The sequence below is a fragment of the Methanosarcina sp. 2.H.A.1B.4 genome (genome assembly GCF_000979385.1).
Classification (GTDB): domain Archaea; phylum Halobacteriota; class Methanosarcinia; order Methanosarcinales; family Methanosarcinaceae; genus Methanosarcina.
The window spans coordinates 26753-52130 of record NZ_JJOV01000008.1 but is presented as its reverse complement, the minus strand read 5'-3'; the positions used below and the strand labels follow the sequence as shown (position 1 = coordinate 52130).

General features: G+C 42.1%; 22 protein-coding genes. 11 read left to right on the top strand and 11 right to left on the bottom strand.

The genetic code is table 11. The features are described 5' to 3' along the window. The first annotated feature begins 101 nt into the window (after window positions 1-101). From EO92_RS01920 to EO92_RS01910, 3 genes are all read left to right on the top strand, one after another. Window positions 102-1247 carry a radical SAM protein gene (locus EO92_RS01920; protein WP_048168901.1) on the top strand — a complete coding sequence of 382 codons (1146 nt, stop codon included), beginning with the start codon at window positions 102-104 and terminating at the stop codon, window positions 1245-1247. A gap of 96 nt (window positions 1248-1343) precedes the next feature. Beyond that, the gene (locus EO92_RS01915) at window positions 1344-2375 is read left to right on the top strand and encodes an L-histidine N(alpha)-methyltransferase (RefSeq protein WP_048168900.1); all 1032 of its coding nucleotides are present in this window, start codon (window positions 1344-1346) and stop codon (window positions 2373-2375) included. Between the two features lie 33 nt (window positions 2376-2408). Further along, a complete protein-coding gene (locus tag EO92_RS01910; protein WP_048168899.1) occupies window positions 2409-3422 on the top strand; it encodes a dimethylarginine dimethylaminohydrolase family protein in 1014 nt (337 codons plus the stop codon). Between the two features lie 15 nt (window positions 3423-3437). Here the strand turns inward: EO92_RS01910 and EO92_RS01905 are convergent, their stop codons facing one another. The 4 genes from EO92_RS01905 to EO92_RS18190 all read right to left on the bottom strand — a co-directional run bounded on the left by EO92_RS01905 (window position 3438) and on the right by EO92_RS18190 (window position 6765). Beyond that, complete coding sequence (locus tag EO92_RS01905) at window positions 3438-4331, bottom strand: prenyltransferase (RefSeq protein WP_048168898.1); 894 nt, start codon at window positions 4329-4331, stop codon at window positions 3438-3440. 263 nt (window positions 4332-4594) lie between these two features. Continuing rightward, window positions 4595-5317, bottom strand: a complete 723-nt coding sequence (locus tag EO92_RS01900) for an amino acid ABC transporter ATP-binding protein (protein WP_048162624.1) — start codon at window positions 5315-5317, stop codon at window positions 4595-4597. Further along, the gene (locus EO92_RS01895; protein WP_235283124.1) at window positions 5301-5819 is read right to left on the bottom strand and encodes an amino acid ABC transporter permease; all 519 of its coding nucleotides are present in this window, start codon (window positions 5817-5819) and stop codon (window positions 5301-5303) included. Before EO92_RS01895 ends, EO92_RS01900 begins: the two co-directional genes overlap by 17 nt. Before the next feature lie 610 nt (window positions 5820-6429). Next, entirely contained in the window at window positions 6430-6765 is a 336-nt protein-coding gene (locus EO92_RS18190) for a hypothetical protein (protein ID WP_048135860.1), read from the bottom strand. Window positions 6766-7142: 377 nt separating this feature from the next. Here EO92_RS18190 and EO92_RS01885 point away from each other — a divergent pair, with 377 nt between their 5' ends. The 3 genes from EO92_RS01885 to EO92_RS01875 all read left to right on the top strand — a co-directional run bounded on the left by EO92_RS01885 (window position 7143) and on the right by EO92_RS01875 (window position 10137). Further along, the gene (locus EO92_RS01885) at window positions 7143-7772 is read left to right on the top strand and encodes a YigZ family protein (protein ID WP_369793105.1); all 630 of its coding nucleotides are present in this window, start codon (window positions 7143-7145) and stop codon (window positions 7770-7772) included. A 333-nt stretch (window positions 7773-8105) separates the two neighbouring features. Continuing rightward, window positions 8106-9191, top strand: a complete 1086-nt coding sequence (locus tag EO92_RS01880) for a DUF5050 domain-containing protein (protein ID WP_235283123.1) — start codon at window positions 8106-8108, stop codon at window positions 9189-9191. Window positions 9192-9276: 85 nt separating this feature from the next. After that, window positions 9277-10137, top strand: a complete 861-nt coding sequence (locus EO92_RS01875; RefSeq protein ID WP_048168897.1) for a GNAT family N-acetyltransferase — start codon at window positions 9277-9279, stop codon at window positions 10135-10137. Between the two features lie 6 nt (window positions 10138-10143). On the opposite strand, the gene EO92_RS01870 is transcribed toward EO92_RS01875, so the two are convergent. After that, on the bottom strand, window positions 10144-10455 hold the full coding sequence (locus EO92_RS01870; protein ID WP_048168896.1) for a nucleoside triphosphate pyrophosphohydrolase: 312 nt from the start codon (window positions 10453-10455) through the stop codon (window positions 10144-10146). A gap of 115 nt (window positions 10456-10570) precedes the next feature. Here EO92_RS01870 and EO92_RS01865 point away from each other — a divergent pair, with 115 nt between their 5' ends. Then, window positions 10571-11464 carry a DMT family transporter gene (locus EO92_RS01865; RefSeq protein WP_048168895.1) on the top strand — a complete coding sequence of 298 codons (894 nt, stop codon included), beginning with the start codon at window positions 10571-10573 and terminating at the stop codon, window positions 11462-11464. Window positions 11465-11535: 71 nt separating this feature from the next. On the opposite strand, the gene mtaA is transcribed toward EO92_RS01865, so the two are convergent. Continuing rightward, window positions 11536-12561: a methylcobamide:CoM methyltransferase MtaA gene (gene mtaA, locus EO92_RS01860; protein WP_048168894.1), complete on the bottom strand. Its 1026-nt coding sequence runs from the start codon at window positions 12559-12561 to the stop codon at window positions 11536-11538. 168 nt (window positions 12562-12729) lie between these two features. Here mtaA and EO92_RS01855 point away from each other — a divergent pair, with 168 nt between their 5' ends. Continuing rightward, complete coding sequence (locus EO92_RS01855; protein ID WP_048168893.1) at window positions 12730-13038, top strand: hypothetical protein; 309 nt, start codon at window positions 12730-12732, stop codon at window positions 13036-13038. 99 nt (window positions 13039-13137) lie between these two features. Here EO92_RS01855 and EO92_RS01850 read toward each other — a convergent pair whose 3' ends face one another. From EO92_RS01850 to EO92_RS01835, 4 genes are all read right to left on the bottom strand, one after another. Beyond that, entirely contained in the window at window positions 13138-14832 is a 1695-nt protein-coding gene (locus EO92_RS01850; protein ID WP_048168892.1) for a histidine kinase N-terminal 7TM domain-containing protein, read from the bottom strand. Window positions 14833-15146: 314 nt separating this feature from the next. Further along, window positions 15147-16265 carry a hypothetical protein gene (locus EO92_RS01845; RefSeq protein WP_235283122.1) on the bottom strand — a complete coding sequence of 373 codons (1119 nt, stop codon included), beginning with the start codon at window positions 16263-16265 and terminating at the stop codon, window positions 15147-15149. A 731-nt stretch (window positions 16266-16996) separates the two neighbouring features. Further along, a complete protein-coding gene (locus EO92_RS01840; RefSeq protein ID WP_235283121.1) occupies window positions 16997-18751 on the bottom strand; it encodes a hypothetical protein in 1755 nt (584 codons plus the stop codon). 645 nt (window positions 18752-19396) lie between these two features. Then, entirely contained in the window at window positions 19397-20458 is a 1062-nt protein-coding gene (locus tag EO92_RS01835; protein WP_048162635.1) for a hypothetical protein, read from the bottom strand. A 475-nt stretch (window positions 20459-20933) separates the two neighbouring features. Between EO92_RS01835 and EO92_RS01830 the strand changes: the two genes are divergently transcribed. Further along, window positions 20934-21473, top strand: a complete 540-nt coding sequence (locus EO92_RS01830) for a GNAT family N-acetyltransferase (protein WP_048168889.1) — start codon at window positions 20934-20936, stop codon at window positions 21471-21473. A gap of 74 nt (window positions 21474-21547) precedes the next feature. Here EO92_RS01830 and EO92_RS01825 read toward each other — a convergent pair whose 3' ends face one another. Continuing rightward, window positions 21548-24130, bottom strand: coding sequence for a NosD domain-containing protein (locus EO92_RS01825; RefSeq protein WP_048168888.1), 2583 nt, complete (start codon window positions 24128-24130; stop codon window positions 21548-21550). A gap of 465 nt (window positions 24131-24595) precedes the next feature. Between EO92_RS01825 and EO92_RS17385 the strand changes: the two genes are divergently transcribed. Both EO92_RS17385 and EO92_RS18040 read left to right on the top strand, forming a co-directional pair. Continuing rightward, entirely contained in the window at window positions 24596-24856 is a 261-nt protein-coding gene (locus EO92_RS17385) for a hypothetical protein (protein ID WP_235283120.1), read from the top strand. A 14-nt stretch (window positions 24857-24870) separates the two neighbouring features. Continuing rightward, window positions 24871-25029: a hypothetical protein gene (locus EO92_RS18040; protein WP_162197435.1), complete on the top strand. Its 159-nt coding sequence runs from the start codon at window positions 24871-24873 to the stop codon at window positions 25027-25029. Window positions 25030-25378: the final 349 nt, after the last annotated feature.

Below are 25378 nucleotides of genomic sequence, written 5' to 3'. Positions count from 1 at the left end.
ATAGAAAATCAAAAACATCAGAACAAAATAAACCATCAGATCTCGAAAATATCACTTAGTTTCTTGTAACTTGATAAAGGGTGATATATATACCTTTTAATATGTTGGGGGAAGAGTTAAAGAATTTCGATGCGTTGAGCCTGTTTTCACCTCCTCCGGTACTGAGGGGATACATGTACGGGGCACAGGAAGCCTATGAAGCGAGGAACTCAAACAGGCTTTTAGCCATACGACTTGAAACAAACACATCATGTAACCTCCGCTGTCGCTACTGCTATGCACAGAGTGGAGAGGATTCGGTAAAAATAGCTGATTTTAATGTCCTTAAACGCATAATATCCGAGGCAAAAGAACTCGGGATCAGGTCTGTGGTTGTGATAGGGGGAGGAGAGCCGACCCTGTACCCGAACTTCAGAGAATTGATTGCCTGCATTGATTCCCTTGGAATCGTCCCCATGATTTTTTCGAACACTGTTTTGATGACAGAGGAACTTGCAGGGTTTCTGTATGAACACAATGCCTCTGTTATGGGAAAGCTCGATTCCCTCAGGCCTGAGATTCAAGACTATCTGGCAGGCAGGGAAGGGGCTTTCGGGGATATAAAAACAGGGCTTGAAAATCTGATAAAAGCAGGTTTTTCAAACCCTGCCGAGCCTGGGAAACTCCGCCTGGGGATCTCTTTCGTGAGCAATAAAATGAACCTTGAAGAGATTGAGGAGATCTGGCACTTCTGCAGACAGAACAATATCTTCCCTAACATGGAGATTCTCACTCCAACAGGCAGGGCAAATGACGAACTTGAAGATAAGCTGCTTACAGCCGAAGAGATAAAAAAATACAAATTAAAACTGCTGGAAATAGACAGGAAATATTACGGATACGACTGGCTGCCCTATACCCCGATCACTGCAAGCGGCTGCCTTCAGCACCTTTACAGCCTGTACATCAATATAGAAGGAAATGTCAGGCCCTGTGCGCCTACAAAGTTGGACGAACATCCCGCACTAAGGGTTAACGGAGAATATCCCTATAACATAAACAGGATGAGCCTGAGGGAGATCTATGACTCCGACCTCTTCACATATGTCAGGAATATCGACAAAGTGCTCGAAGGCAGGTGCGGGAACTGCGAACACATCGAAGAATGCATAGGCTGCCGCGGGTATGCCTACAGCGTCGGAATAAATAACGGAGCCGACCCACTCGAAGCCCTGAAGATGGAATGTAAGCAGTGCTTCAAAGAATGATAAAACAATAAAAAGCGGTCCAGGCAATTAATAATAAATAAATTTATTAAGTGCGGGGCATATCTATTATGAAATGACCCTGGGAGAAGTGAGAAGTTGGACAGCACAGGAAAAGCGAGATTGGAGCAGGCTCCGGAGAAAGAAGAAAAGATCATAACTATCAGCGAGAAAGGCCCCGAAGAGAAGCTGTATGAGAGCCTGAAGAATTACGAACTGCCCGATTATCTTCTGTATACAGGCGCTGGAGGGGCAAATAACTGGCTGAAGCTGGATGAATCCAAAACGTTTCCTGTTGCCCGGCAACTCAAGATAATGCTTGAGGAGAATGTTGCTTCGATCGTCCGATTCATTCCTGCCTGCATGAACCTTGTGAGTGTGGGAGTAGGGAGCGGGGAAAAAGAAAGAATTCTTCTCGAAGAGCTAATAAAGAAAAACCGGGCTGAAAAATCAGCCTCAGAAAAAGTATCAACACACTATTATCCTGTCGACATAAACAGCCAGTTTGTAGATATAGCCCTTGAAAAGGTAAAGGACCTGCCTGTAGAAAAGAAAGGGATAGTCGGCTTTATCGAGGATATGCCTCTCCTTAAAAAACACTGGCGACCCCCAGTTCTGTTCTGCATTCTGGGAAACACATTTTGCAATTATGAGCCTGAATTCATTCTTCAGTTGATCGATGAAAACCTTGAGCAGGGAGACCTATTCTTCTTCGATGCCAATCTTCTTCCTTCACAGGGTTCGGGTGAAGAGGCACAGTCTTCAAGGAAATCTATCCTGGGCACATATGCCTCAAGAGAAAATGCGCTCTTCAATATGTACCCCCTGCTTCAGTACGGAATGGCTCCTGAGGATTTCGACTTCGAGCTTTTGCTTGCACATGTGGATTCCAGAATAGGGGCACTGTACAGGACCTGGAAGAGCCTGAATATCCTGAAGGACGCTGAGATAAGGATCGGAACAGAGACCATAGGCTTCAGAGAAGGAGATGTCATCCGCATGGGCTTTACCTATAAATATACATATGACCAGGTTATCGCTTTTCTAAACATCTGCGGATTTGAGGTTCTCAAGGCTTTCCTGAGTGAAGACAGGACAAATGTGATGATCCTTGCAAAAAAACGCATCTGAGAATGACAATAAATTAGAATGGAGGTTCTGGACATGGGTTGCCGGATAGAAAAATTGGATGGGGTGAAAAAAACCGGATCGAGTATTGCTTACGGCTGCGATGAACTGGGGAAGCTGAAAAGTGTACTTGTGCATACTCCGGGAGATGAACTCGCGCTGGTCAACGAATCGAACTATAAACACTGGCTTTACGATGAGGTCCCCGATGTTTCCGGATATATTGAAGAACACAGGCGTTACCAGGAACTGCTGGAATCAAATGGGGTCAGGGTCTATGAGCTTGCAGACCATGTGACAGAAAACAGAGACATGATAAGCAGGATGCCAAATATTACCTTCCTGCATGACACTGCGGTAATTTCCAGAAAAGGCGCAATTCTTTCAAAAATGCGTCCTCCTGCAAGGGAAAATGAAGAGGTTGTCGTAAAGGAAGCTCTGAACAACCTGGGAATTCCCATACTCAACGAGTTCAACGGGGAAGAAGGATTTTTTGAAGGCTGTCTCCTGCTCTCAAAAGAGACGATTTTTGTTGCTGATACGGAAAGGCATACCTATCCCTTTATCCGGGAATTTATTTTGAATATCCTGAGCGAGTTTGATGAAGTCATCTACGCCCGCATTCCTAAAGCCAGGCGCTACATGCACCCTGATACGGTCTTCAATCGAATAAGAGAAGACCTTGCCCTTGCTTACCTTCCAGCCTTTGAAGAGACCTGCCTGTTTACGAAAGACTCCAGAGAAAGAATAGATTTTAAAGAGTTCATGCAGGAGAAAGACATGGAGATCATACCTGTTTCAGACTCCGAGCAAAGCCGCCTTGCCTGTTCTTTTGTCCCACTTGAAAGCGGGACCATCTTCCACTATGACATTGCACTTGATCAGGACACAAGGAAAAGCCTTTCAGGAGAAGGTGTTGAGATAATTCCTTTCCACCCTGAAGCCCTGCTTGCGGGAGGAGGGAGTCTGCGCTGCCATACCCTGAGGCTCTGCAGAAGGAAAAACAAGATTAAGCTAAAAAAGAGAGTAAAAGCCGTGGAAAAGGCATGACGGATTTCACAAAATTTAATATAAGAAATCAAGGATGATCGAAACTGCATAGATTACAAGAGTTCCGTGGTAAACAGGCAGTATCCTCAAACCCGCACCTGGGCTCTTTTCTTTCCATAGATAAAGGTTTGCTCCTGCAAGGAGTGCAAAGCCTGCAAAAAAGCCGTAGTGAGCAATAGTCCCGAGCTCCCTGAGGAAGAAAATAGCTGTAAAGAAATGCAGGAGCGTAAAGCCTGTAACCCAATACATAGTCCCTTTTGCGCCATAAAGGACGGCTATCGAATTCATGCCTCTTGCCCGGTCATTTTCCAGGTCGATAAAGTCGTTCAATCCCAGGTGAGCCATCGTCCAGGGATAGAAAAAAACCATATAGAGCAGCATGGTCATATCCGGCTGCCCGTAGCAGAGATAACCTGCTGCCGGAAAAAGGGTGAAGTCAGTCCTTCCGAGAAGCTGGGCAATAGGGAGTTTCTGGGCTCTTTTTTTCACCTGATAAAAAGCTTCTATGCCGTAAGAGTACAGCATGATCGCAAAGACATAGAGTGAATTCGGATAGGGAAGGGTGAAGATCAGGGCTGAAGTAACACCTGCAAGCAGGATAAACAGCCAGAAGGCATTTTTTGAAGTGATCTTCCCTGAGGGAAGGGGTCTCTCTTTAAAGGGTCTCCAGTACTTTGTAAGGGTATTCTCCACATCAAGCCTGTCTCTTTTTCTGTCCACGTAATCGTTGAGCACGAAGCCGGCTTCGAACCCCAGCAAGCCTATCAGGGCAGCCTTGATAATTAGTGGCCAGGAAAAACCGCCGTAATTTTCAAAGGCGAGCACAAGGCCCGAGCAAAAAATAAGGGGCCAGGCGGGAAGGAAGTGAGCACGAGTGAGGTCGATGTAGGCTTTCAGGGTTTCTTTCATTTTTTGGCCTCAGTAACAATAGTGGTAAATAAGGGAGATCATTCCATAAAAATAATGAGTATAAATTAAAACCGTTGTAAAAAGGGAGAAAGTTAAGGAATATAAAATAGGTGTAGCGCCTAAAGTTTATTCCGCTCGAAACAAAAAAATCAGAATGAAAAAGGTAAGGTTTCTGTTTATCACAATGGATAGATCATTAATTTATAATGAGATACAGAATCTTATTATAGAATTTTATTACAGAATCTTATTACAGAATCTTATTACAGAATCTTACTCAAAAATGACTTTGTCCTCTCATTCTGAGCATTGTAGAAGATTTCATGGGGTGTGCCTTTTTCGACTATGATGCCGTCGTCCATAAAGAGAACGCGGTCCCCGACTTCTCTGGCAAAGCCCATTTCGTGGGTCACAACAACCATTGTCATGCCTTCTTTTGCAAGGTCTTTCATGACGTTTAAGACTTCTCCGACCATCTCTGGATCAAGCGCGGAGGTGGGCTCGTCAAAGAGCATTACCTTCGGGTGCATAGCAAGGGCCCGTGCGATTGCGACCCTCTGCTGCTGCCCTCCGGAAAGGGAACTGGGGTACACATTGGCCTTGTCTTCAAGCCCTACTTTTTTTAGTAGGTCGTGGGCGCGGTCGTAAGCTTCTTTTTCGGAAAGGCCGCGGACCTTCATAGGGGCAATGGCTACGTTTTTAAGGGCGGTCATGTGGGGGAAGAGGTTGAAGCGCTGGAAGACCATTCCGACTTCCTCGCGGATCTTGTTGATATTCACTTTAGGGTCAGTGACCTTTTCCCCATCGATCCGGATATCTCCCGAGGTAGGGGTTTCAAGAAGGTTCAGGCAGCGGAGGAAGGTACTTTTTCCGGAACCTGAGGGACCTATCACGCAGACCACCTCGCTATCTTCAACTTTTTCGGTTATTCCTTTAAGGACTTTCAGGCTTCCAAAATTTTTGTGGGGGTTATTCACTTCTATCACTTACGCCAAGCCTCCTCTCAATGTAATTAAGCACGCGGGAAATTCCCATGGTCAGGGCCAGGTACACAAGGGCAACTGAGATGTATGTCGGGAAAGTAGCAAAGGTCTTTGAGACATAAAGCATCCCGTTTTTGGAAAGCTCATGCACACTGATGATTGCAAGCAGGGACGAATCTTTCAAAAGGGCTATAAACTCGTTTCCGAGAGGAGGGATAATGAGCCTTACAGCCTGCGGCACGATAACTTCCCTCATAGCCTGCCTTTCAGTCATGCCTAGGGAACGAGCAGCTTCCATCTGACCCCGGTCAACGGATTTGATGCCTGCTCGTATAATCTCAGCATTGTAAGCCCCGCTGTTAATACTGCATACCGCAATACCCGCGATAATCGGGTCGATCATGAAAGGCTCTCCTGTAAGCCCGAAAATAAGGCCAGGGATTCCGTAGTAAAAAAGCAGGATCTGCACGAAAAGAGGAGTTCCCCTGATAAAATCAATATACATAATAGAAAAGCCTGAAAGTTAATGAAACTGAGTTAAACACTGAAGATTGCGGCAGGATGCAGCACCCGGTAAAAAACTGACATCTCTTTTGTAGTTCTCACGGGACAGGTAGATTCAATAAATTTACGAACATGTGTATTCATTTATTTATGGAGTAAACTGAAAAAACTCTGTATGCACCCAATTTTGAGTAGAAAGTTCAGTATAATTCAGGAGAAGGAAGAAAGTTTGAGCGTACACCGGAAGCAAATAAAAGAAATTTGTAATTCTTGCCGGAGCTCGAATGAGAAAAAATGTTGATGTTAATGTGGCTTTACCCAGAAACCTATTAGTAATATTTTATCTGGAAAACTGATATCTTCAGAAAATTTCAGTGAGCTTAATATTTACCATGTAGTTCCAATTTTTGCCAGATTATGTCTAGTACTTTTTGTTTAGCCTACTTTCCGGATTTGGGACAGAAAAGCAAGAGAAACTATTGGAGGAAATTTTGTAAAAATACCTTATTGAAATTTTACACGGCTATAAACTGATTATACCCGAGTGTTTAAAAAAAGAAATGTGTAGCCTTAAAAGGCTACGCGGATTGTTATTTTATTAATTATACTGCTTATTCAGTAATTGATTCATTTTCGTCAGTGACGTTTGCATCGTCAGTGACGTTTGCGTCGTCAGTGACGTTTGCATCATCAGTGACATTTGCATCGTCAGTGACATTTGCGTCATCAGTGACGTTTGCATCATCAGTGACGTTTGCGTCAACAGCTGCAACATCAGCTTCTAATTCACCTGCAGGTGCATTTTCTTCTGCTACTACGGTTTCATCGGTCACTTCTTCTGAAGCTCCTTCTTCTGCTGGTTCAGCGGCCTTGTCAGCACAGCCGGCTGCAAAAACAACAGTAGCAATAACAAGGAGCATTGCAATGATCTTAAACATTTTTTTCATTAATTTTACCTCTAATTAGTTCTCTTCCTTTTACACTTATCTCATACAAATTCATGAGACATTCATATGAGATATTTATGCATGAACCACCAATGAGATTAAAACTTTTCGATTTGGTAAAAAAATAAGAGAACGAAGAGCTCCAAAGTGCCCCAACAAATAAACATAGAAGAAAATTAGTGGTAATGGATTAAGTTAGATAGCCATCCCAGAGACATGATATAGAACAAAAGTCCGCGCGTAAGCTATGGTGGAAAAAAAATCGGCACTTGAGCGGAAAAACTGTGAGTCACCGGGAAGCAGAAAATTATTTAAAGATATCAAAATGTTCGTTGGGCGCGCAGCTGCAAAACTTTAAAGCCTCAAGTTAAAAACTAATTAAAAAAGAAGACGAGGATAAGACCCTGAATAATTATAAAACCCTGAAAAGCTCTGGCAGAGCCCAAAGAGAATTCAAAAAATCCATATTTATAGGATATGCCAAACAGGTAACAAATGAAACCGAAGCAAAAGCTTTCGTAAAAGAGATAAAAGAGCTGCATGAAGATGCAAACCATAATGTTTCAGCCTATTTTGTAAAAGAAGGGAGTTCCTTTGCCCTCAGATACGATGACGACGGAGAACCTGCGGGCAGCTCCGGGAAGCCCGTTTTTAAGGTCCTCGAATCAAAAGGGATCTATAATGCAGCTGTGGTTGTTACCCGGTATTTTGGGGGAATAAAGCTGGGCTTTGGGGGGCTGTCCAGGGCGTACAGGGAAACTGCAATTTCAGCTATTGAAGAAGCAGGTACTGTAGAGGTCTTTGAAGAGGTAAGGTTCAGGATATGTTTCGGATACCCGGAGATTCAGAAGATTAAGAATCTCATTGAGGAACACGGAAAAGTAGAGGAAGAAAAATATTCTGATGCCGTAGAATTTATTTTCCTTGTAAAAAAGAGTTTTGAAGAGAATTTTATTGAAAAACTGGCAAATCTGACAAGAAATAAAGTTGAGCTTGAGAAGATTTAACTTAAAGAAGTGGGGCTGGATCTTGAATTGAGCGCTGGATCTTGAGTTGAACTTTATGGAAGTGTCCCCTCAAATAAAGAAAACACTAAATTGCAGGAAACCGCTAAAAACTATGGGAGATATACATTATTTAGAGATTACCCAGCTATTGGAAATATTCTATGCTGGAAAATACTTTAACTGGAAAAAATTAGAAGTTTAAACCGAAATTTAATCCGAAGTTGAAAGTATCTATACTCAAAAAACCCACACTGAAGCTCGAGAGGGAATATTGGAAGTGTAATATTGAGGCACAACAAATTTTCAATTATACTTATTTCGGTTGTTTTATTCATGGTACTGAGCGCATGTGCAGGTTCAGCTGCCAGCGAATCATTGAAAGGAACCGAGCAGGAAGTTAACTCGGCTTTTAGCAACCAGATCAGCCCTGTGATCTCAGGAGACTACATTGTCTGGCAGGATGAACGGGACGGAAACTGGGATATATATCTGTACGATATGACCGTTGGGAGGACTGAATCTGCCCTGTTCGAGGACTCAAAAGACGAAATCGAGCCGGCAATCTCAGGTAACCGCATCGTGGTCTCGGACAACAGGAGAGGCAACTATGATATTTATATGTACGACATCGACTCCGAGACCAAAACCCAGATTACTTCGGACAGGACAGACCAGAAAGAACCAGCAATCTCAGACGACATAATTGTCTGGACGGACCGCAGGAATCAGGATACTGACATTTACATGTATGACATTACCTCCAAAAAGGAAACACGGATAACAACAGATAAGGCAGATCAGAGCCAGCCTGCAGTCTCGGGGAATATCATCGTCTGGAAAGATACGCGTGACGGTAATGACGACATTTACATGTACGATATCAATACAGGCAAAGAAAGCCCTGTGGTTACGGACCCTGCAGGGCAGACAAACCCCGTCATTGAAGGAAACTACATTGTCTGGGAGGACAGGCGTGCCGGAAACCTTGATATCTACATGTATGACCTTTCAAGCAAAAAAGAAATACCTGTTTGTATTGACCCATCCCCACAGAAAACCCCTGCTATCTCGGACGGAAGAATAGTATGGGCTGACGGTAGGATTAAGGGAACAAACATCTTTATATACAACATAGCCACGGGGCAGGAAAAGACAGTTTCCACTGCATCTGAATATGAAAGCAACCCTGCAATCGACGGCAACCGGATAGTCTGGCAGGACAAACGCAAAGGTACCATGGACATCTTTATGTTCACAGAAGATGCTTCCGAGACAGGCATAGCTGCCGAAGAAGAGAAGGGGACTGAAGACGAATCCGGAGCAAAAGAATCGCCTCTCGGCATCTATCCAGCATCAGCTGCAGTTATAGCGGCTTACCTTAGAGCAACTTCAGGGAAAGGCAGGAGAAGAAAAATTTAATCGCTGCAAACTCTGATATCAGGCAAAAAAACAGGTCAAGGGAAGATACTTAAAAAATAAATAGAAAGTGAGAATATAAACTGTCATGGATAAAGATTCGGAAAAAATAAGAGAACTGAAAATCCGAAAAATGCGCAGGGAAGAAGCCGGATTCGCAATTGAGATGGCAGCTGCGGAAGGCTGGAACCCTGGCATCCATGACGGAGAACTTTTTTACGAAGCCGATCACAAAGGCTTTTTTATTGCAGAGGTAGAAGGCAAGCCCGTAGGCTGCGCTTCTGCTGTCGCTTATGATGATTCTTTCGGATTTTTCGGGCTCTATGTAATCAACCCCGAATTCAGGAAAAAAGGCATCGGAATGAAACTGACCGAAAAATGCCTGGAATATCTGGAAGACAGGAACATCGGGCTTGACGGCGTTGTGGAAAATGAAAAGAAATACCAGCAGGTTATGAAATTCAGATCCTCCTATAGCAACCTGCGTTTTGAAGGCAGGGGAGGAGGAGAAGTTCCGGATGGACTTATGAAGATCTCGGAAGTCCCTTTTAAAAAACTGCTTGCCTACGACAGGGAGATGTTTCCTGCCCCAAGGTCCGGCTTTCTGGAGAAATGGGTGAATCAACCTGACTCTTACGCCTTTGCAGCACTGGAAGACGGAGACCTGAAAGGGTACGGTGTGATAAGGAAGTGCAGAGCAGGATATAAGATAGGCCCTCTTTTCGCAGACGACCGGGACACGGCAGAGAAAATATTCAGGGCTCTTAGAGCTTCAGTTCCTGGGGAAACCGTTTATCTTGATGTCCCCGAACCCAATAAAAAAGCAATGGAAATCGCAAAAAAATATCACATGAATGTGATGTTCAAAACTATCCGCATGTACAGCCAAAAAGAACCTGATATAGAGCTTGATAAGGTTTATGGGGTCACGAGTTTCGAACTTGGATAAGAAAGATTAAAGCAGTAGCAGGTTCTTTTCAAATCCTCCCGTTTCCAGTTTTTTCTGCAGCCTGAGAGCTTCAAGGCTCTCTTTTGAAGAACCCTGGAGTTCTGCGATTCGATAGATAATTTCAAGCAGGTCGACAAGCTCCTCAAGCTCTTTACTCTCAAGATACTCGGCTAGTTCTTCTCCAAGCTTCCTTCCCAGCTCAACAAGAAATTCAGGATCTGAAAGCTCTTTCGCGGCACATTCTCTGCCTGAATTCCGGATAATCTCCGGGATTCGATCCCTGACTGCTTTAGGGCGATTTTCTGCGGAAGACTTCATTTGAATTAGCCACCTTCACCCGGTCTTAACTTATAATAAATATATTTCAACAAATATATAGGAGACAAATACATATCCAATAAATATATAAGTGCTACACGTCTATCCATGCAGAATGTTTCTGGAGAAAAAAAAGGCGCATCTGGCAGTAATTACAGGCTGCGTATTCTACAGCATGAACGGGCTTTTTATTTCCCGTATCCATGATATGGCTATTTCTCCAGTAATCTTTTACAGGTTGTTCTTCGGGCTTCTGTTTCTTTCTATATATATAGTTGCGAGAGGGAAAACCTCGGACCTCAGGTTAAAGAAAAAGAAAGGAAGCCTGTTCCTGCAGGGAGTGCTCGTGGTTACGTGCATGCTGCTCTATTTTACCTGCCTGAAGATTACCTGTGTATCCATTGCAATTCTACTCCAGTATACAGCCCCAATCTATGTAATGCTGGCTTCCCCTTTTCTCCTGAATGAGAAAATCGGAAAGGAAAGTATAGCTGCCCTCTTCATCGCAATCACAGGAGTATTTCTGATAGTCAGACCCGAAGGTGGACTTTCTGGCATTGAACTTTCCGGCACTTACATGCTTGGAATGATAGCAGGGCTGCTTTCGGGAGTTGTCTTTGCGGCTCTGATCATGAACGTAAAAGTTTTAAAAGCGGAATACCCGGAGCTTGCAATCGTCTTCTGGCCCATGGGAATTGCTTTTTTGCTGCTGAGCCCGTTTGCATTTGAGGTTTCCCCGGCTGTCCTTTACAGCAACCTGAAAGTGCTTGCTGCTTTCGGGATAGTGTCCATAGGTTTCGGAGAGATCTTTACAATTCTAGGACTTGCTAACCTTAAAGCCCAGACAGGAAGCCTCCTTTCCCTGATAGAACCTGTAAGCGGAGTATTTTTTGATATCGCAGTGCTTGGAATTGCGCTGTCTTCAGAAACTCTTGCAGGTTGCGCCTTAATTATGGGATCTGCAGTAATTATAAGTCTGAATGATTCAGAGAAGCTTCCGGAAAAATAAGTGAAGAAACTCCCCGGGGCATTTTAAAAGAGCATCCTCCGCAGGTTCTTCCTAAAGCCCCTCCGAAAGATTCACAATGAGCAGTACTCATCCCTTGCCCTGAAAAGCGCTTTTATATTCTCGAGAGGAGTATGGGGAGCGAGCCCGCAGCCCGGAGCAAGAATATCGATTCCATCTTCAAGGCATGCTCGGGCTTCAATTATAACCTCTTCAGGTCCCTTTGTCAGCAGGGTATCAGAGGGGGATACATTTCCTATCAGGCATGCCCTGTTGCCCACAATTCTCTTTGCAAAACTGACACTCACCTTCTCTTCAATGCTTATTCCCTCAAACCCGGCATCTGCAAGAGGGTCAAGGACAGCTGTGGCGTCCCCACACATATGGAGGATTTTTAATCCCTGAACCTCCCTGCAGAATTTTCTGTAGAGTGGAAAAACAGATGTCTCAAACATCTGAGGGGCAATAATATCAGGACCGGCTTCGGAGTCTATGAGAACTACGGCATCTGCCCCTCTTTCCAGCAAACCGTTAGCGTATTCTATACAGGCTTCGGTCAGAGTTCCCATGAGTTCCTCAACAACTTCAGGGTTTGTCACAAACCACATTAGGTAGTTTTTCATCCCGGCAAGCATGGAAGCGAGTCCGGCAGGACCCACAAGCCCTGCAACAACAGGCACATCTTCCCCGACGTTATTCTTTATAATTTCAACCGCATCCAGTACTACCGATGTCCGCCTGCTTTCAAGAAGAGGATAGGGGACTGAAATATTCTTAACATCATTCTTTTTCTTGCAGGGGAAATCAGTCACGTAAGGCTGTATATCGACACTACCTTCAGCTACCGTACAACCCAGGGACTCGGCAAGCACCGTAGTGCAGAAAGGGCAGCGCACGTTTTCAAACCCTGCAATCTCATGGCCTGCCAGGGCAAGTGCCGCCATCTTGTGGGAGTCGTAATTAGCCTGAGGCCAGTAAGCTCCTGTCATATCCATGAGTTCGACAGTGCCTGTCTGGGTCACCGAACAGACAGGAACCATATCCGGGGATTCACCTTTCAGTGCCCTTTCAAATCTCTCTTTTAAGGTAATCTCACTCATTTTGTCACCAGATGTAAGTAGATATTATTTGAGATATAGTTGTTAACTCAAAGAATGATTTCCTGAGAATATTTACTTATTTTATAATATACTAAGAAGAAGATATAAAAAGATATAAATTAAAAAAACTTCACAGAGATTAGATAGAAGTTAACGGGTGAGAAGAAGATGGGAAAACAGAATGATCATAAGCAAGAAAAACAGTGGATGATACTAGCCTTTGCCATAGGTGCCGCCCTTGGAAGCCTTTATGGAGCTTTTATTCTTGGACCTGCGCTGGATAGTGTTGCGGAAGGGGCAGCTATAGGCATTGCAATGGGAATTGGAGCTGGAGTAAGTTTAGGAACTGTCCTGGAATTTGGGACCAGACCCGAGAAAAGGAACAAAAAAGAAAGTAAGCTACTGATCGCCGTGGTTGTTGCAACTTTAATTCTGGTCCTGTCAACTGTATTTATGGCTTATTCAGGTACTGCTTAATTTAATGAGGTCCGCCCTCTACATATTCTCACTTGCAGCAAAAACTAATTTAATTTTAGTTTCCAGTCTAAAAAATTCTCGTTTTAGGTTCAATACCTGTTATTGAGAAGAGGCTCTGCGCCAGTTTCCCGGTGGCACGCTAATTTCAAATCTTGCGCCTTCCCCTTCGATTCCTGTTTCATGAATTTCCAGGCCTGTAATGGAAAGTATACCTCTGACGAGGAAAAGACCAAGCCCGGTATTTCTACCTACGGATTTCTCAAAAATAAGTTCTTTCATGACAGGAGAGACCCCTATGCCATTATCCTTTACTTCGATTACAACACTTTCCCCGACTATATGAGAGCTTACATCAATCTCGCTGACGTGATCTCCATGGTTTCTTGCATTGTCAAACAGATTGTAGAAAGCTTTTTTGAGCAGGGGGTCGGCATATACATCAAGACCGTTATCCTCTATGGAAAACTTCAATCCCTGCCCGGAAAAGGCAAATGCCGCCTCTTTTGCAATGTTGCTTATAGACTGCCAGGTAGGGGAAACAACTCCAAGTTCCTGGTAATCCTTTGTGAAAATGATCTGGCTATGGATTGTTTCAATGCCTTTGTTAAGATTTCGGAGGTATTTTGAGATCCTGCGGTCTCCTTTTACATCCGGAGGAAGCATTTCCGAGATAAGCTCGGTATACCCTGAAAGTACATTCACCTGATTGAGAATATCGTGCCTGGTGATATTGCTCATGAGGTTTATCTTCTTGTTTGCCTGTTTCAAAGCTTCCTGGTACCGATGTATCTCCGTGATATCATGGATCATTACCAACTTGCCCTCTGAATCATCCCTTGTCATAAGGGGACTTACACTGACAGTGAAGAACCTTGTTTCCAAACCGCTCTTGAGTGAAATTTCCCTGCCGAAACTTCCCTCAGGCGAATCACCAAAAATCTCCACTCCCTCTCCGAAAATGCCATTTAAGTTTTCTCCCATGACCTCTTTTCTTACTTTTCCGGCGAGTTCAAGTGCTGCCTTATTAATATCCACTATAGAGTTTGAAAAGTCCACAACAATGTACCCGTCATTCATGGATTCTATCACACTCTCTCTGGCAACTGGAATAATGTTAAGGAACTCATGCTGGATTGTGCCCCAGAAGAGAATCAAACCGGTTATTGCAAAGGAAAAAGGAGTCGGATCAAAAAATTCAAAGGGCCCGATATCTGCTATGTGAAGTATATTTCCAATCACTGGAACACAAGCTGCAGTAAGAGCAATGGCTGCCTGGGTCCCATAAGGTGCGGTAAGGTGGACAAACTGCCTGATAAAGAAAAAGATTCCTGCGAAGATCAAAACAAAGGAGTAGATATAAAAAAACCAGAAAAATGGCCCATGCTTAAGTACAAGGAGAGGAAAGCCTCCTGAAGTATCAAGATAGAAACCTTCAAAGTACAACCCATGGATGCTATTTGTAAGCATCAACAGAATTGCAAGGCAGGGAAAAAGAAAAAGCAGTTTCTCATACTGTCGTGCAAACTGCCTGCATACCCCAGAGTATTCGGCTGCAAATAAAAACCACGCTACAGGAGCAAAGGCAATCCCCAGGTACTGGAGATGGGCAAATACATACTTATACTCAATATCCAGGAATCCGATTTCAAAAGCGTAATTCACGGACCAGAGAGCCATGCAGAGCATAATTAATATAAAATGCTTTGCAAAAGGCAAACTGCGGTAATTAAAGGCTTTGTATGCTTTGATTGCAAGCAAAGTGGATATAAGCCCTGAAAAAATTAATGCCCCCATATAGGGAAACGCAACGGTGTGTATTTGCAGGCTGATAAGACGACCTTCCTTTTTACAATTATTATTAGGCGAATGGGGAGAGTCAGGAAATAGAAGTAAAAAACACCAGACGTTTTAATAGTAACATAAAGACTATCTATATAAATTTATGCATTTAAGCAAAGAGAAATAAGATTACGAGTATAATGCCCGCGATATAAAATTCTCAGAAATAAACATTGGGAGGGTTCAATATAAAATTTATATTACCCGGACCCTGAAAGAAAAGGTGGAGATCCTTAAAGGAAAACTCCAGATAATTGCGATTTATTTGCTTACCAGACACCATTGTTTTTAAGAGTTGCAAGGATATTGGTAAATTCACTGTTGAACCTGCACTTTCCAAAATCAGGCGTGTCCAGGATTTTCTGCTTTACAGCCTGCAGCTCATTCATAAAACATCTGGAATCTTCAAAACCGGAGAATCCGGATTTTCCGCCTTCTGGACACTCTCCGAAATGCACGATATTTTCCTCCAGGATTTCCAGGAACCTGGGATCAAGATCTTTTGTAAAATAAGTGTCCAGCACAAGGAGATTTACGATTCTCTCATAGAATTTTAGAAGCTCGTAGTCTTCGCTTCCGGAAATGTAAGGAGAATCAGTCCGATAAATCTGTCCGTGTATATAGGTCAGATAGCTGGAAAGTGTGCTTATCAGAGATTCAAGGTTTTTCTCTTCAGGGAAAACAATAGGGAAACGCCTTAAAACTCCCGGATTCAGGCTCCCATTGTAAAGCCTGTCATTCTGGCAGATCTCGGAAAAGACCCTTGAAATTGAACTGTTAAGTGCAGCGAGGACGTAAAAATACCGGGAAGGGTCTTGAAGCACAATTCCACAACCTTTTTCAAAGAGATTGTTTCCTGCTGCGTCAAAAGAAGCCTGCAAGCTGTAATGATCCGAAACGACAATTTTCGGGGTATTGATATACTGCAACAGTTTGCAGTCTCCAACACTGTAATCTGCAGAAGAAAGAGATGTGGAATTGTGCTTAAAATTGTTTTTAAACTCCGTAATCCGGGCATATGTCAGGGGGTACCTTGCCTTCAATTCCTCAGGTTCAAGGAGTCGACACCCTTTCCTCAGACCATCGGCTTTAATTTCGTAAGGCAGCATGAAACAATAAGGAGAGGGATGGACCGCATATTCGTTAGAAAAGGCACTGTCTATAAACGGATATACAAGTTCTCGTTCGAGATTGATCTCCCTGTTCAGGCCCATACATTTATAAGGGGTTTCAGGAGAGTCATTTTCCGAAAGGCTTAACTTATGCAGATATTCGCTGTCAGTATTTATCCCGCAAAAAATATCTGCTGAAATATCACCCAGGGTGTTCGAAATCTTGCTTACTTTTTCTATAATACTGTTTTTGCTCCAGAACATGATAGGTTTCACTTCGTTATAATCGTGGAATTTATTTATGAATAGACTTATCCTTTCTATAAATAGACTTATCCTTAATCAGAAAATGATTTATTCCCGCCAGAAAAAAAAAATCATTCAGAGTTGATCCCGGAAACAAAAGGGTTAACGGGAAATGCATTTCTCGTAGATAAAAAACCCGGAAGGATTTGGACCATACATATTAACTTCTAATAAGTGGCTCCTTTAATCCGGCCCTGTAAAGGCTAAAAATTCTCTCAGGACTATCGTTTTTCGTTAAAATTTTCGAGCATTAAGGAGGGGAATAATCTGCCTGGATTGAGATCCATGCTCCCGCAGCATTAGGAGCCAGGGAAATTAATCCTTCTAAACAGCAAAGATCTGAACCTTTTACGGTCTCAGTGATTCCGACTGGAAAACTTGGCATTCTGCCCTGAGAGACTTTTACCCCGTGGGTTAGAAAAGGTCAATGTATATAAACATTTCACAAAAATCCAAAAGTATTGTATCCTGAAATGCTTTCGTAGATTCAAACCCATTGGGGAGTTCAATATATGAAGCAAATACAAAGTAGAAGTAGAATAGTGAGTCGTCTGTATCCGATATACAACTATATCCGAGATACAACTGTATCCGAGATACAACCTCAATAAAAAAAATTAAAAAAGGGAAATGATTCTGGAATAAATCACAATTGTTTTAAAAAACAACATCCATTGGTATTTCTGTTTCTAGTGAAATGATCACTGTTCCGTGCCCTCCGGATGTATGTTATAAGTGTGGTTATTTTCAACCTGGAATGTGATTGATCCGTCCCCTTCTACCCTGTAACCGAGTAATTCACCCGAGGTATTGTCGTAAACCTGCGTGTTGTCCCCGGCACTTATATTTACATTTATGAGTGCGCTGGCACCATTTGTGTTTGCCTTGAAAGTGAAATAATCATCCCTGTATTCCAGAGAATCAAAAAATGCATCGTAGGTATTGCTATTTACCATATAATATTCGTAAAACGACACTATGGATACATTATTTGAATCGTAGTTGTCAGCCCATTCCTGGAATTTTGGGTAGCTTATAGAGTACTTTATAGAGGGGTCTTTATCGGTTTGATGAGTAAAAACCGGATATGCCATCCCGGCCGATGATGCTGTTTCCCACCATCCCCAGGTATCGTCATCCAGGTTTCCGACACTTTGTTCAGCATGAACCCCCGAGTTTCCATTTCTCCAGACCATTCCCAGGTTTTCATATGCATAAATTGCGTGTGTAATGTTATCACTATTTCTCAACGAACACCAGTTTGTCGGCTTCTCCCCTATTGTTTCATAGACGTACCAATACTCCTCATCCATTAATCTGTATGCTTCTTCGAGGGGAAGGATGGTCAATTCTTTGGAATAATGTATGCCAGTATCCCAGGAATCGTTTTCCACCAGACCCCGCAGGTATTCAATTTCCGTTTCATTGCACTTCTTGAGAAGTCCTACATCAAACCATATTGTGCCTTTATCCCCTCTGCTATTAAGGTAGTTGATGCCCTGCTCCGTCGTATTTTTCGGATGCGGCCCATCAAGTCCAAAGGCAAGCATTCTGTTATCTCCAATTGCTGTTATGAAATTTCTGTCCGCATACTGGTCTATGCTATGTATATTCACATCAAGGAATGTTCCTTTTCCGATGACAAAGCCCGTGAACTTGATGTACCCGTTTGAGAAATCCACATAAGGCAATTTCTGCCTCTCAAGATCATAAAATGGAGTTACTATGTATGTGCCATCATTTATGGCGATAGTATTTGTTTTGTTGTATCCGTCAAATATTATTTTGAAATCGGATCTATCACCGGCATTTTTCAGGTATATGGTTTCATATTTAAGTTCGCCGGAAGGACTTTTGTAATAGCTTTTTAGGACGGATTTGTTACCTATTTCGGTAATTATCATCCTTGAACCCGGACTATTGAGTTCAACGAAACTTTCAGGGTCGTCCGTATTTATATCCATTGAAATTTGATAAGTGCATTTGGCCATCGGCGTAAAGCCGCAGATATAAAGTGATCCTACCTGTTTCGATTGTTCAAGATAGTGAATCAATGGAATGGAAGCACATTTACAAAAATTGAATGTCTTTGAAGAGCTCCTGAAATATCCTACATATGTATCTGTTCCAAAATTAGTGATGGGATCTACAACCGGAAGTATGAAGTAAGAAACTGGAGAGCAGTCTCTTGTAGTTGTATATTTTAACCTCATCGAGGAATTATCAAAAATGACTTTTGATTCATGGGTCCCGTAAATTGTTGAATACAGTATATCGGAAGTCCCATTCTGGAGTTTTGCGACAAAGGCATTTCCAGGAACACCATTATTCTCTGAATAGTTGCCCGTGAAAAGTAGAATATTACCTTGATTAATATTGTTGAGAGTTTTTGAACTGTTTGTGTCCCGGGAAACTCCGAGTTCTCCGGCACATGAGTAATTTAATATCAAGAACATAAAAAGAAATATTTTTATCTGATATGACCTCTCCATTTGCCCCCCTCTTCCTAATGATTTTCGAAATTTGCGTTAATTCTTTTTCATATGCAGTCCCGTGTGTGCAAAATATATAATATTATTTGTATTTATTGCCCATTAATTCAAAAATTAATAAACTGCGTTTTAGTATAGTAAATATTGCCTATAAAAACTTTTGTTTTGTGGTAAAAAGAAGTACGGAAAAAAAATTACATGTACAACAAAAGTAATTTATCTCAGTTCCTGTTGTAGTTACCACGCAGCTACTGTCAGGAACAGTTTAAGCCCGGACCTGAGCTTAACAAAATTCTAAAATAGCCTTCTCGGAGATTTCCTCTGGATTAAATGCTGACAAAGCATCTTCAGTTCGAAACACAAATTCATCAGAGGATTTTATGCCTATTCTTTCTTCCGTCTTCTTTTGACTGATAATCCATCTGATCTTCTTAGCATTTAGTTTCACAATAGAGAATCATCCCAGCTAACATAGTATGCGAAATATTTTCGGGATAAAGGGTCAAATCTTAAAAAATAGCAGGTAGAATATTGGAAATGCCGGAGAGAAAATAGTAAAAAGTGAGATTCTGAATACCTCAAATAGAAGTTATTCAGATTTCCTACTTATTAGAGGAAGCTAAGAACTCCAGAGAATTCGGCATCAAATGCGTACTTTTTAAAGTTAGAGGTTTCGAAAATCTTCTGCTTTATGTAATAGAGTACACTCAGAAGGCTTTCACTGCTTTCAGATTCCATATCTCCTGCATATGGGTGGATATTATCTTCAAGGGCACCCAGAAGCTTCGGGTCAATGCCATCTTCAAAGTAGGCATCCATAACCAGAAGGTTTGAAATCTGCTCATAAAAGCCCGTAAGCTCATCAAGCCAGCCCGCAACACCATTTCCTGCTGCATATTTCTGCCGGTTAAGGAACATGAGATAGCCGGAAATAGTGGTGATCAGGTCCTCAGTCAGCCTGTCTTCAGGAAATACAATTGGGAAGCGTTTCATTACTGCAGGGGTTACAGAGCTTGAGTACACCATCTCAGACTCGCAAACTGCTGGAAAAAGTCTGGCAATCTGGCTGTTAAGGACTGCAGTTACATAAGGGTATTTTTCCGGTTCTTTAAGGACAATACCACAGCCGCCCTCAAATACATGGTTTCCGGAAGCGTCGTAGGCTGCCTGCAAACGGTAGCCTTCGGTAGCAATGATTTTCGGAGTGCCAAGGTACTCCAGAAGTTTCTTGCCCCTTACACTATAGTAGTCTGCGGAGTCAAGAGGAGAGTTGTCGTGATCGAACTGATTTTTGAATTCCAGGATTCTCCCGTATGCCATAGGGAACCTGACTTTCAGATCCTCTGGAGGGATTATTCTGCCCTCCTTCCTGTTGCCTTTGTCTGACAGCTCATAAGGCAGCATAAAACGGTAAGGTGAGGGGTTAAATGCAAATTTTTCGGAAAATGCGCCTGAGACGTAGGGATAAATAAGTTCAGGCTCTAAAATTACGGGTTTACAGAGGCCTTCACAAAGGTAAAGCGAGTCAGAATCGCTTCCTTCTGGAACTGCAAGCCTGTGCAGCAACCCATTTTTGGTGCTAATGCCTCCAAAGATGCTTTCGGAGATGTCTCCAAGTTTAGTCGGAAGTTCACAGATCTTTTCTACAATTCGGTTTTCATTCAGGAACATCTATTTTTCACTTCTTAGAAATATATTGAGAAAATTCCTTTTCTCTTGTTTTTACTCTCAGAGCTGGATCTTGTCTGAGTTGTTGAAAAATAATTTTATCTCAGCACTCTGAACTCTGATGTCCCATTAAAACAATCAAAATCCGGTCTGAAAACGCAGGATAGGGTTTGTATAATTACCTGCAGGAAATAGTAGAATAGCATAAGTATATAAATATATTCGCACTGAAAATTAATTATAAATATAAATCATGACAAATAGCCAAAGTAAATACAGATCAATACAAAAACGTGGAGCAGCGACTCGTATTATTAAGAGGAGAACTATTAGAAGCAGCTCTAAGTAGAATAAAAAATAAGGAGGTGGAGAAATAAATCTCTATTTGATGCAAAGTTTCAGGCATATAATCTGTTATTCAAGGAAATGCCGAGACTGACCAAATAAATTTAAATACTGATTTTCAGACTACTTATATATGCAAGGAAGCAAATATTCCGAAAAGTATTTAATAAGAGAAGCTACAGCCGAAGACATATCCGGAATGCTTAAGGTCTTTAACTATTACGTTGAGAATAGTTTTGCAGCGTATATCGAAACTCCGGTTGACCCCGAGTTTTTTCAAGCTGTTCAGAGTCAAAATGAGCAGGATGGAAATGAGCATTTTCCTTTTTATGTTATTGAAGAAATGGGAAAAATAATAGGACTCGGAGCCCTGAGACCATATTTTCCATTCCCGAATTTCGGGCACACAGGTGTGGTTTCCTATTTTATCCTGCCGGGGCACACAAGAAAAGGCCTTGGGTCCGGGATGCTGGACAAACTCTGTACGAAAGCCAGCGAAAAAAAGATGAAAAGCCTCCTTGCAAATGTGTCCTCAAAAAATGAAGCCAGCCTGAACTTTCATCTGAAACACGGTTTTATTGAATGCGGGAAGTTCCGGGAAGTCGGAACTAAATTTGGGAAATATTTTGATATCGTATGGCTGCAGAAGTTCCTTGAGGAAGATCGGGAGTAAAATCAGATAAAATCAGATAAAATCAGATAAAATCAGATAAAACAAGAGTAAAAAAGAGAATTGGAAAAGGAACATTAAAAAGAACCTGCAAGGGGCAGATAATCAATGTTTCCTTTACCCATATCGTAAGCTGTCTCACAAATACCATCACCATCGGCGTCTGGATTTGACTGACTGAAACCATTCCCTTCAGGTGAAGCCCAGAAGTTCCCACCCAGGAAAGATTTTCCAACAATATTGGTGCCTGAGTTTTTGCTTACATTCCAGACATTGCCTGAACTTTTGCCTTCGGAATATAGATTTTTCGTGTTGTTAAGGTAATTATTATAGATAATATTGTTATTTGAGTCCAGAATGCAAATGCCATATCCTGAATTCAACTCTACAATATTGCTGTTAAACGTGTTATTGCCGGAAGAGTTCATACAGATACCGTACTTTGCATTCAGATTCACACTATTGCCGATCAGAACATTTTTGTCGGAGGCTTTCAGGTAGATGCCAATTCTATTGTTTGGTGCCCTGTTGTCACTCAATGTGTTGTCATTGCTGAAAGAATCAAGCCAGAAACCATAACTGCTGTCAGATGCGGTATTGTTGGCAAGCACGTTTTTGCTGGCGTTATGCAGAAGAATTGAGACATCACTGTAAGAAGCTGTGTTGTTTCCCAGTTCGTTTGCAGCAGAATCCCACAGACTGATGCCATACTTATTGTTGTTTAATGCTATATTGTTGTCAAGTACATTTTCGTTTGAAGTTTTCAGGTAAATACCCACTTTATTATATGACGCCCTGTTCTCATTCAGAGTATTGCCGTTACTTGACGAGTCCAGCCATATGCCATAATTGCTGTTAAATACCGTGTTATTGCCAAGGATGTTTCCGCTGGAGTTATGCAAAATAATACAGACATTGCTGCTGTTTGAGGCTGTATTGTTACTTAATGCGTTTTCGCTGGAGTCCCACAGATTGATGCAGGACCCGGAGTTATCGAACGCCGTACTGCCGGTAACTGTGTTTCTGCTGGAAGCTTTCAGATATATGCCGATCTTATTGTTTGCTGCAGTATTATTTTCCAGTACATTGCCGGGGGAAGAATCCACCCAGATACCGTAACTGCTGTTGGAAACCCTGTTATTAAAAAGTATATTTTCGTTTGAGCTGCGCAGCAGGATACAGGCATTGCTATATGAGACTATGTTGTTGCTAAGAGTGTTGTTGCCTGAGAAATCAAGACGGATGCCGAATCCCGGATTTAAGTAAAAATTGTTTCCTTGAATATAGTTCCCGACAGCGTTCTGAAGAATACCCTGGTAGTTAAATAATTCGTTGTTTTCAATGCGGCACTCTTCAACCCCATAAAGGTGAATTCCGGAATTGGGGGAACTTATATTTCCTGTAACATTGAACCCACTAATAACCACTCCATCAGCTGTGACAGAGAAAACATCCTCCGAGCTGCGGACTGCCTGAACTCGGGTATCCGAAGGGCTGCCAGATGCCGAAACAACAACCAGGTCTTCCACATTTATTTCTACGTTTTCCACATAGATGCCCGGATAAACAAGAATAGTATCCCCTGGATATGCACTGTATACCGCAGCCTGGATAGAGGTGAAATCGGCAGCCTGGTCTGCACTGTTGCTTACGGTAATTACCGTGGACTTCGATTCTTTGAGCGGGAGATAATCAATGAACCCGCTGCCTTCAATATCATACATGGAATCAAAGATGCCGTCAAGGTCAATATCCCTGACACCCATCGGATAGACAGTTCCGTCAGGTCTTCCCCAGAAGTTACCACCAAGGTGAGACCCGCCTACAATATTAGTGCCTTCGGATCTCGTTGTATTCCAGAGATTTTCCCCTGCGGCCAGTTCAGATTCCACGTTCACTGCATTATAAAAATAGTTGTTATAAATGAGGTTACTGGAAGTCTCGTAGATTTGCAGGCCCACTTTTGTGTTAGACTTTATAGTATTGCTGACCAGAACATTACCGTTTGACACACCTGTAAGAGAAATACCCCCATCATTTTCCGAAACCGTGTTATTTTCCAGTGTGTTGCCAGGAGAATCAAAAAGTGAAATTCCACTGCTACAGTATGAAACTGAGTTATTTCTCAGAATATTGTTCTGACTGTCACCAAGGCTGATGCCTGTCAGGCTATCCGAAACATCATTATCAATCAGGGTGTTACCTGAGCTAAACATGTAAAAATCGATGCCACAGCTATTATTCGAGAGTATATTATGCTCAATGCGGCAGTCAGCAACTCCATATAAGTGAATCCCGGCAGCTGAGTCCGATCCTCTTATGCTAAAGCCCTTAATGCTCACTTCATTTGCCCAGATACCGAAAACGTCTTTAGAACTATCAGCTGCCTGAATGATTGTATCTGAAGAGTTGCTGGATTCGGAAAGAATGGTCAGAGATTTGGTAATTTCAATATTTTCCTCGTAAATGCCTGGTTTGACAATTATTTCATCGCCTGGATTTGCAGCATTTACTGCAGCCTGAATGGATGTAAAATCAGCAGCCAGACCTGTATTGTTATTTACCGTAATTGCGATAGCTGCTGCATTTCCTGTGATCACGAGATTGAACGCGAGAACTGCTATGAAAACGATTATGCTTTTTCTTTTTGTTTGATACATGGTAAACTCCGTAACAAAATTCTTGAATTCTGTAACGAAACCTATTTTTCGGACAATTATCGGAATTAATAGTCGGATCTCAGAGGTTTAGGGGAGAGACCTTCTCTAAAGCGCTACAGGTGACCTCGAAAAATCTAAAAATTAACACGGCTACCTCGCTGCTCTCATGGATATAAGAACAATGTTTTAAGCCTGGACACCTAATATTTGAAATTTAATTAGTATGTTAAAAAATAGTACAGTTATATAAAATTAACTCAAATGTTAGGAAGTTGGGTATTTGAATACTTCATTTCCTCATCAATCAGGATTGATTTTGTGTAAATTTGTTATAAATGGCGACGTTTCCAGCAAAATTACATCCTAAAAAGTTAGAGAAATCCAGGGTTTTAAACATTCTTTTAGAAAAACAGGAATAATTAAAATAGAATAATCGAAATATAAATAGATGGGGGGAGAGTTAATTTGATGGGTAGGAGAGCTTTGCTGCTATTAGTATTCATTCTATTTATTGTACTTCCGGCTGCAAACATAGATTGGATGAAGTGTATGGAAAATTCCGGTTCTGCAGCCGGAGATTTGCCAACGGACCTGACAGAAGGAGAGATAAACCGCAGTAATGACGGAAAATACAGGGATGGCGTGGTTGATAATTATGATTATTATTTAAATCCGGGATACCCAGCGGGATTCACCCACGCTACTGGAAATAGAGGGAGTGGATAAGTACGCTATACAGAGTGAACCTGAAGAGATGCGTAAAAAGCAAAATAAAGCAATTATGCTGCGGGGATGAGTTCTCAGGTTATGGAAAACCCGGGATGCCAGAACCTTTAGCCCTGGCTCAGGTTCTCACAGGTAAACACATAAAGGGGGATGCCCGTGACAGGATAAAGTGAATAAGGATCGCGATTAAATAGATAGTATTTTGATATGAAAATATTAAAGAGGTCCAGATTTATGAGTTTGGCGGACCGGAGGTTATGAAATACGAAGATGCCCACGAGCTCCGGCCAGGCCCGGGGAAGAGGTCTTTGTAAATTACCGATAAACCAAATTGCACGCGGCTACCCCGCCCTAAACAGGCTGTTCGACAATTATTTTCAGTAATAACGGAATTTCTTCGGTCTCGGTTATACACTCAGAATGGATGAAACGAAGGCTTTTCTTGTGAACAATTATGGAAAAATTGAAAATGAGTGAAAGTAGTCATTCGGACCTACAGCAAATCAGAACTACTGTTTGAGT

Bases quoted from the DNA above. Each gene is read 5' to 3' on its own strand.
- EO92_RS01920 (WP_048168901.1), top strand. From the start codon at position 102: ATGTTGGGGGAAGAGTTAAAGAATTTCGATGCGTTGAGCCTGTTTTCA.
- EO92_RS01910 (WP_048168899.1), top strand. From the start codon at position 2,409: ATGGGTTGCCGGATAGAAAAATTGGATGGGGTGAAAAAAACCGGATCG.
- EO92_RS01905 (WP_048168898.1), bottom strand. From the start codon at position 4,331: ATGAAAGAAACCCTGAAAGCCTACATCGACCTCACTCGTGCTCACTTC.
- EO92_RS01895 (WP_235283124.1), bottom strand. From the start codon at position 5,819: ATGTATATTGATTTTATCAGGGGAACTCCTCTTTTCGTGCAGATCCTG.
- EO92_RS18190 (WP_048135860.1), bottom strand. From the start codon at position 6,765: ATGAAAAAAATGTTTAAGATCATTGCAATGCTCCTTGTTATTGCTACT.
- EO92_RS01880 (WP_235283123.1), top strand. From the start codon at position 8,106: ATGGTACTGAGCGCATGTGCAGGTTCAGCTGCCAGCGAATCATTGAAA.
- EO92_RS01875 (WP_048168897.1), top strand. From the start codon at position 9,277: ATGGATAAAGATTCGGAAAAAATAAGAGAACTGAAAATCCGAAAAATG.
- EO92_RS01870 (WP_048168896.1), bottom strand. From the start codon at position 10,455: ATGAAGTCTTCCGCAGAAAATCGCCCTAAAGCAGTCAGGGATCGAATC.
- EO92_RS01865 (WP_048168895.1), top strand. From the start codon at position 10,571: ATGTTTCTGGAGAAAAAAAAGGCGCATCTGGCAGTAATTACAGGCTGC.
- mtaA (WP_048168894.1), bottom strand. From the start codon at position 12,561: ATGAGTGAGATTACCTTAAAAGAGAGATTTGAAAGGGCACTGAAAGGT.
- EO92_RS01855 (WP_048168893.1), top strand. From the start codon at position 12,730: ATGGGAAAACAGAATGATCATAAGCAAGAAAAACAGTGGATGATACTA.
- EO92_RS01850 (WP_048168892.1), bottom strand. From the start codon at position 14,832: ATGGGGGCATTAATTTTTTCAGGGCTTATATCCACTTTGCTTGCAATC.
- EO92_RS01840 (WP_235283121.1), bottom strand. From the start codon at position 18,751: ATGTTCTTGATATTAAATTACTCATGTGCCGGAGAACTCGGAGTTTCC.
- EO92_RS01835 (WP_048162635.1), bottom strand. From the start codon at position 20,458: ATGTTCCTGAATGAAAACCGAATTGTAGAAAAGATCTGTGAACTTCCG.
- EO92_RS01830 (WP_048168889.1), top strand. From the start codon at position 20,934: ATGCAAGGAAGCAAATATTCCGAAAAGTATTTAATAAGAGAAGCTACA.
- EO92_RS01825 (WP_048168888.1), bottom strand. From the start codon at position 24,130: ATGTATCAAACAAAAAGAAAAAGCATAATCGTTTTCATAGCAGTTCTC.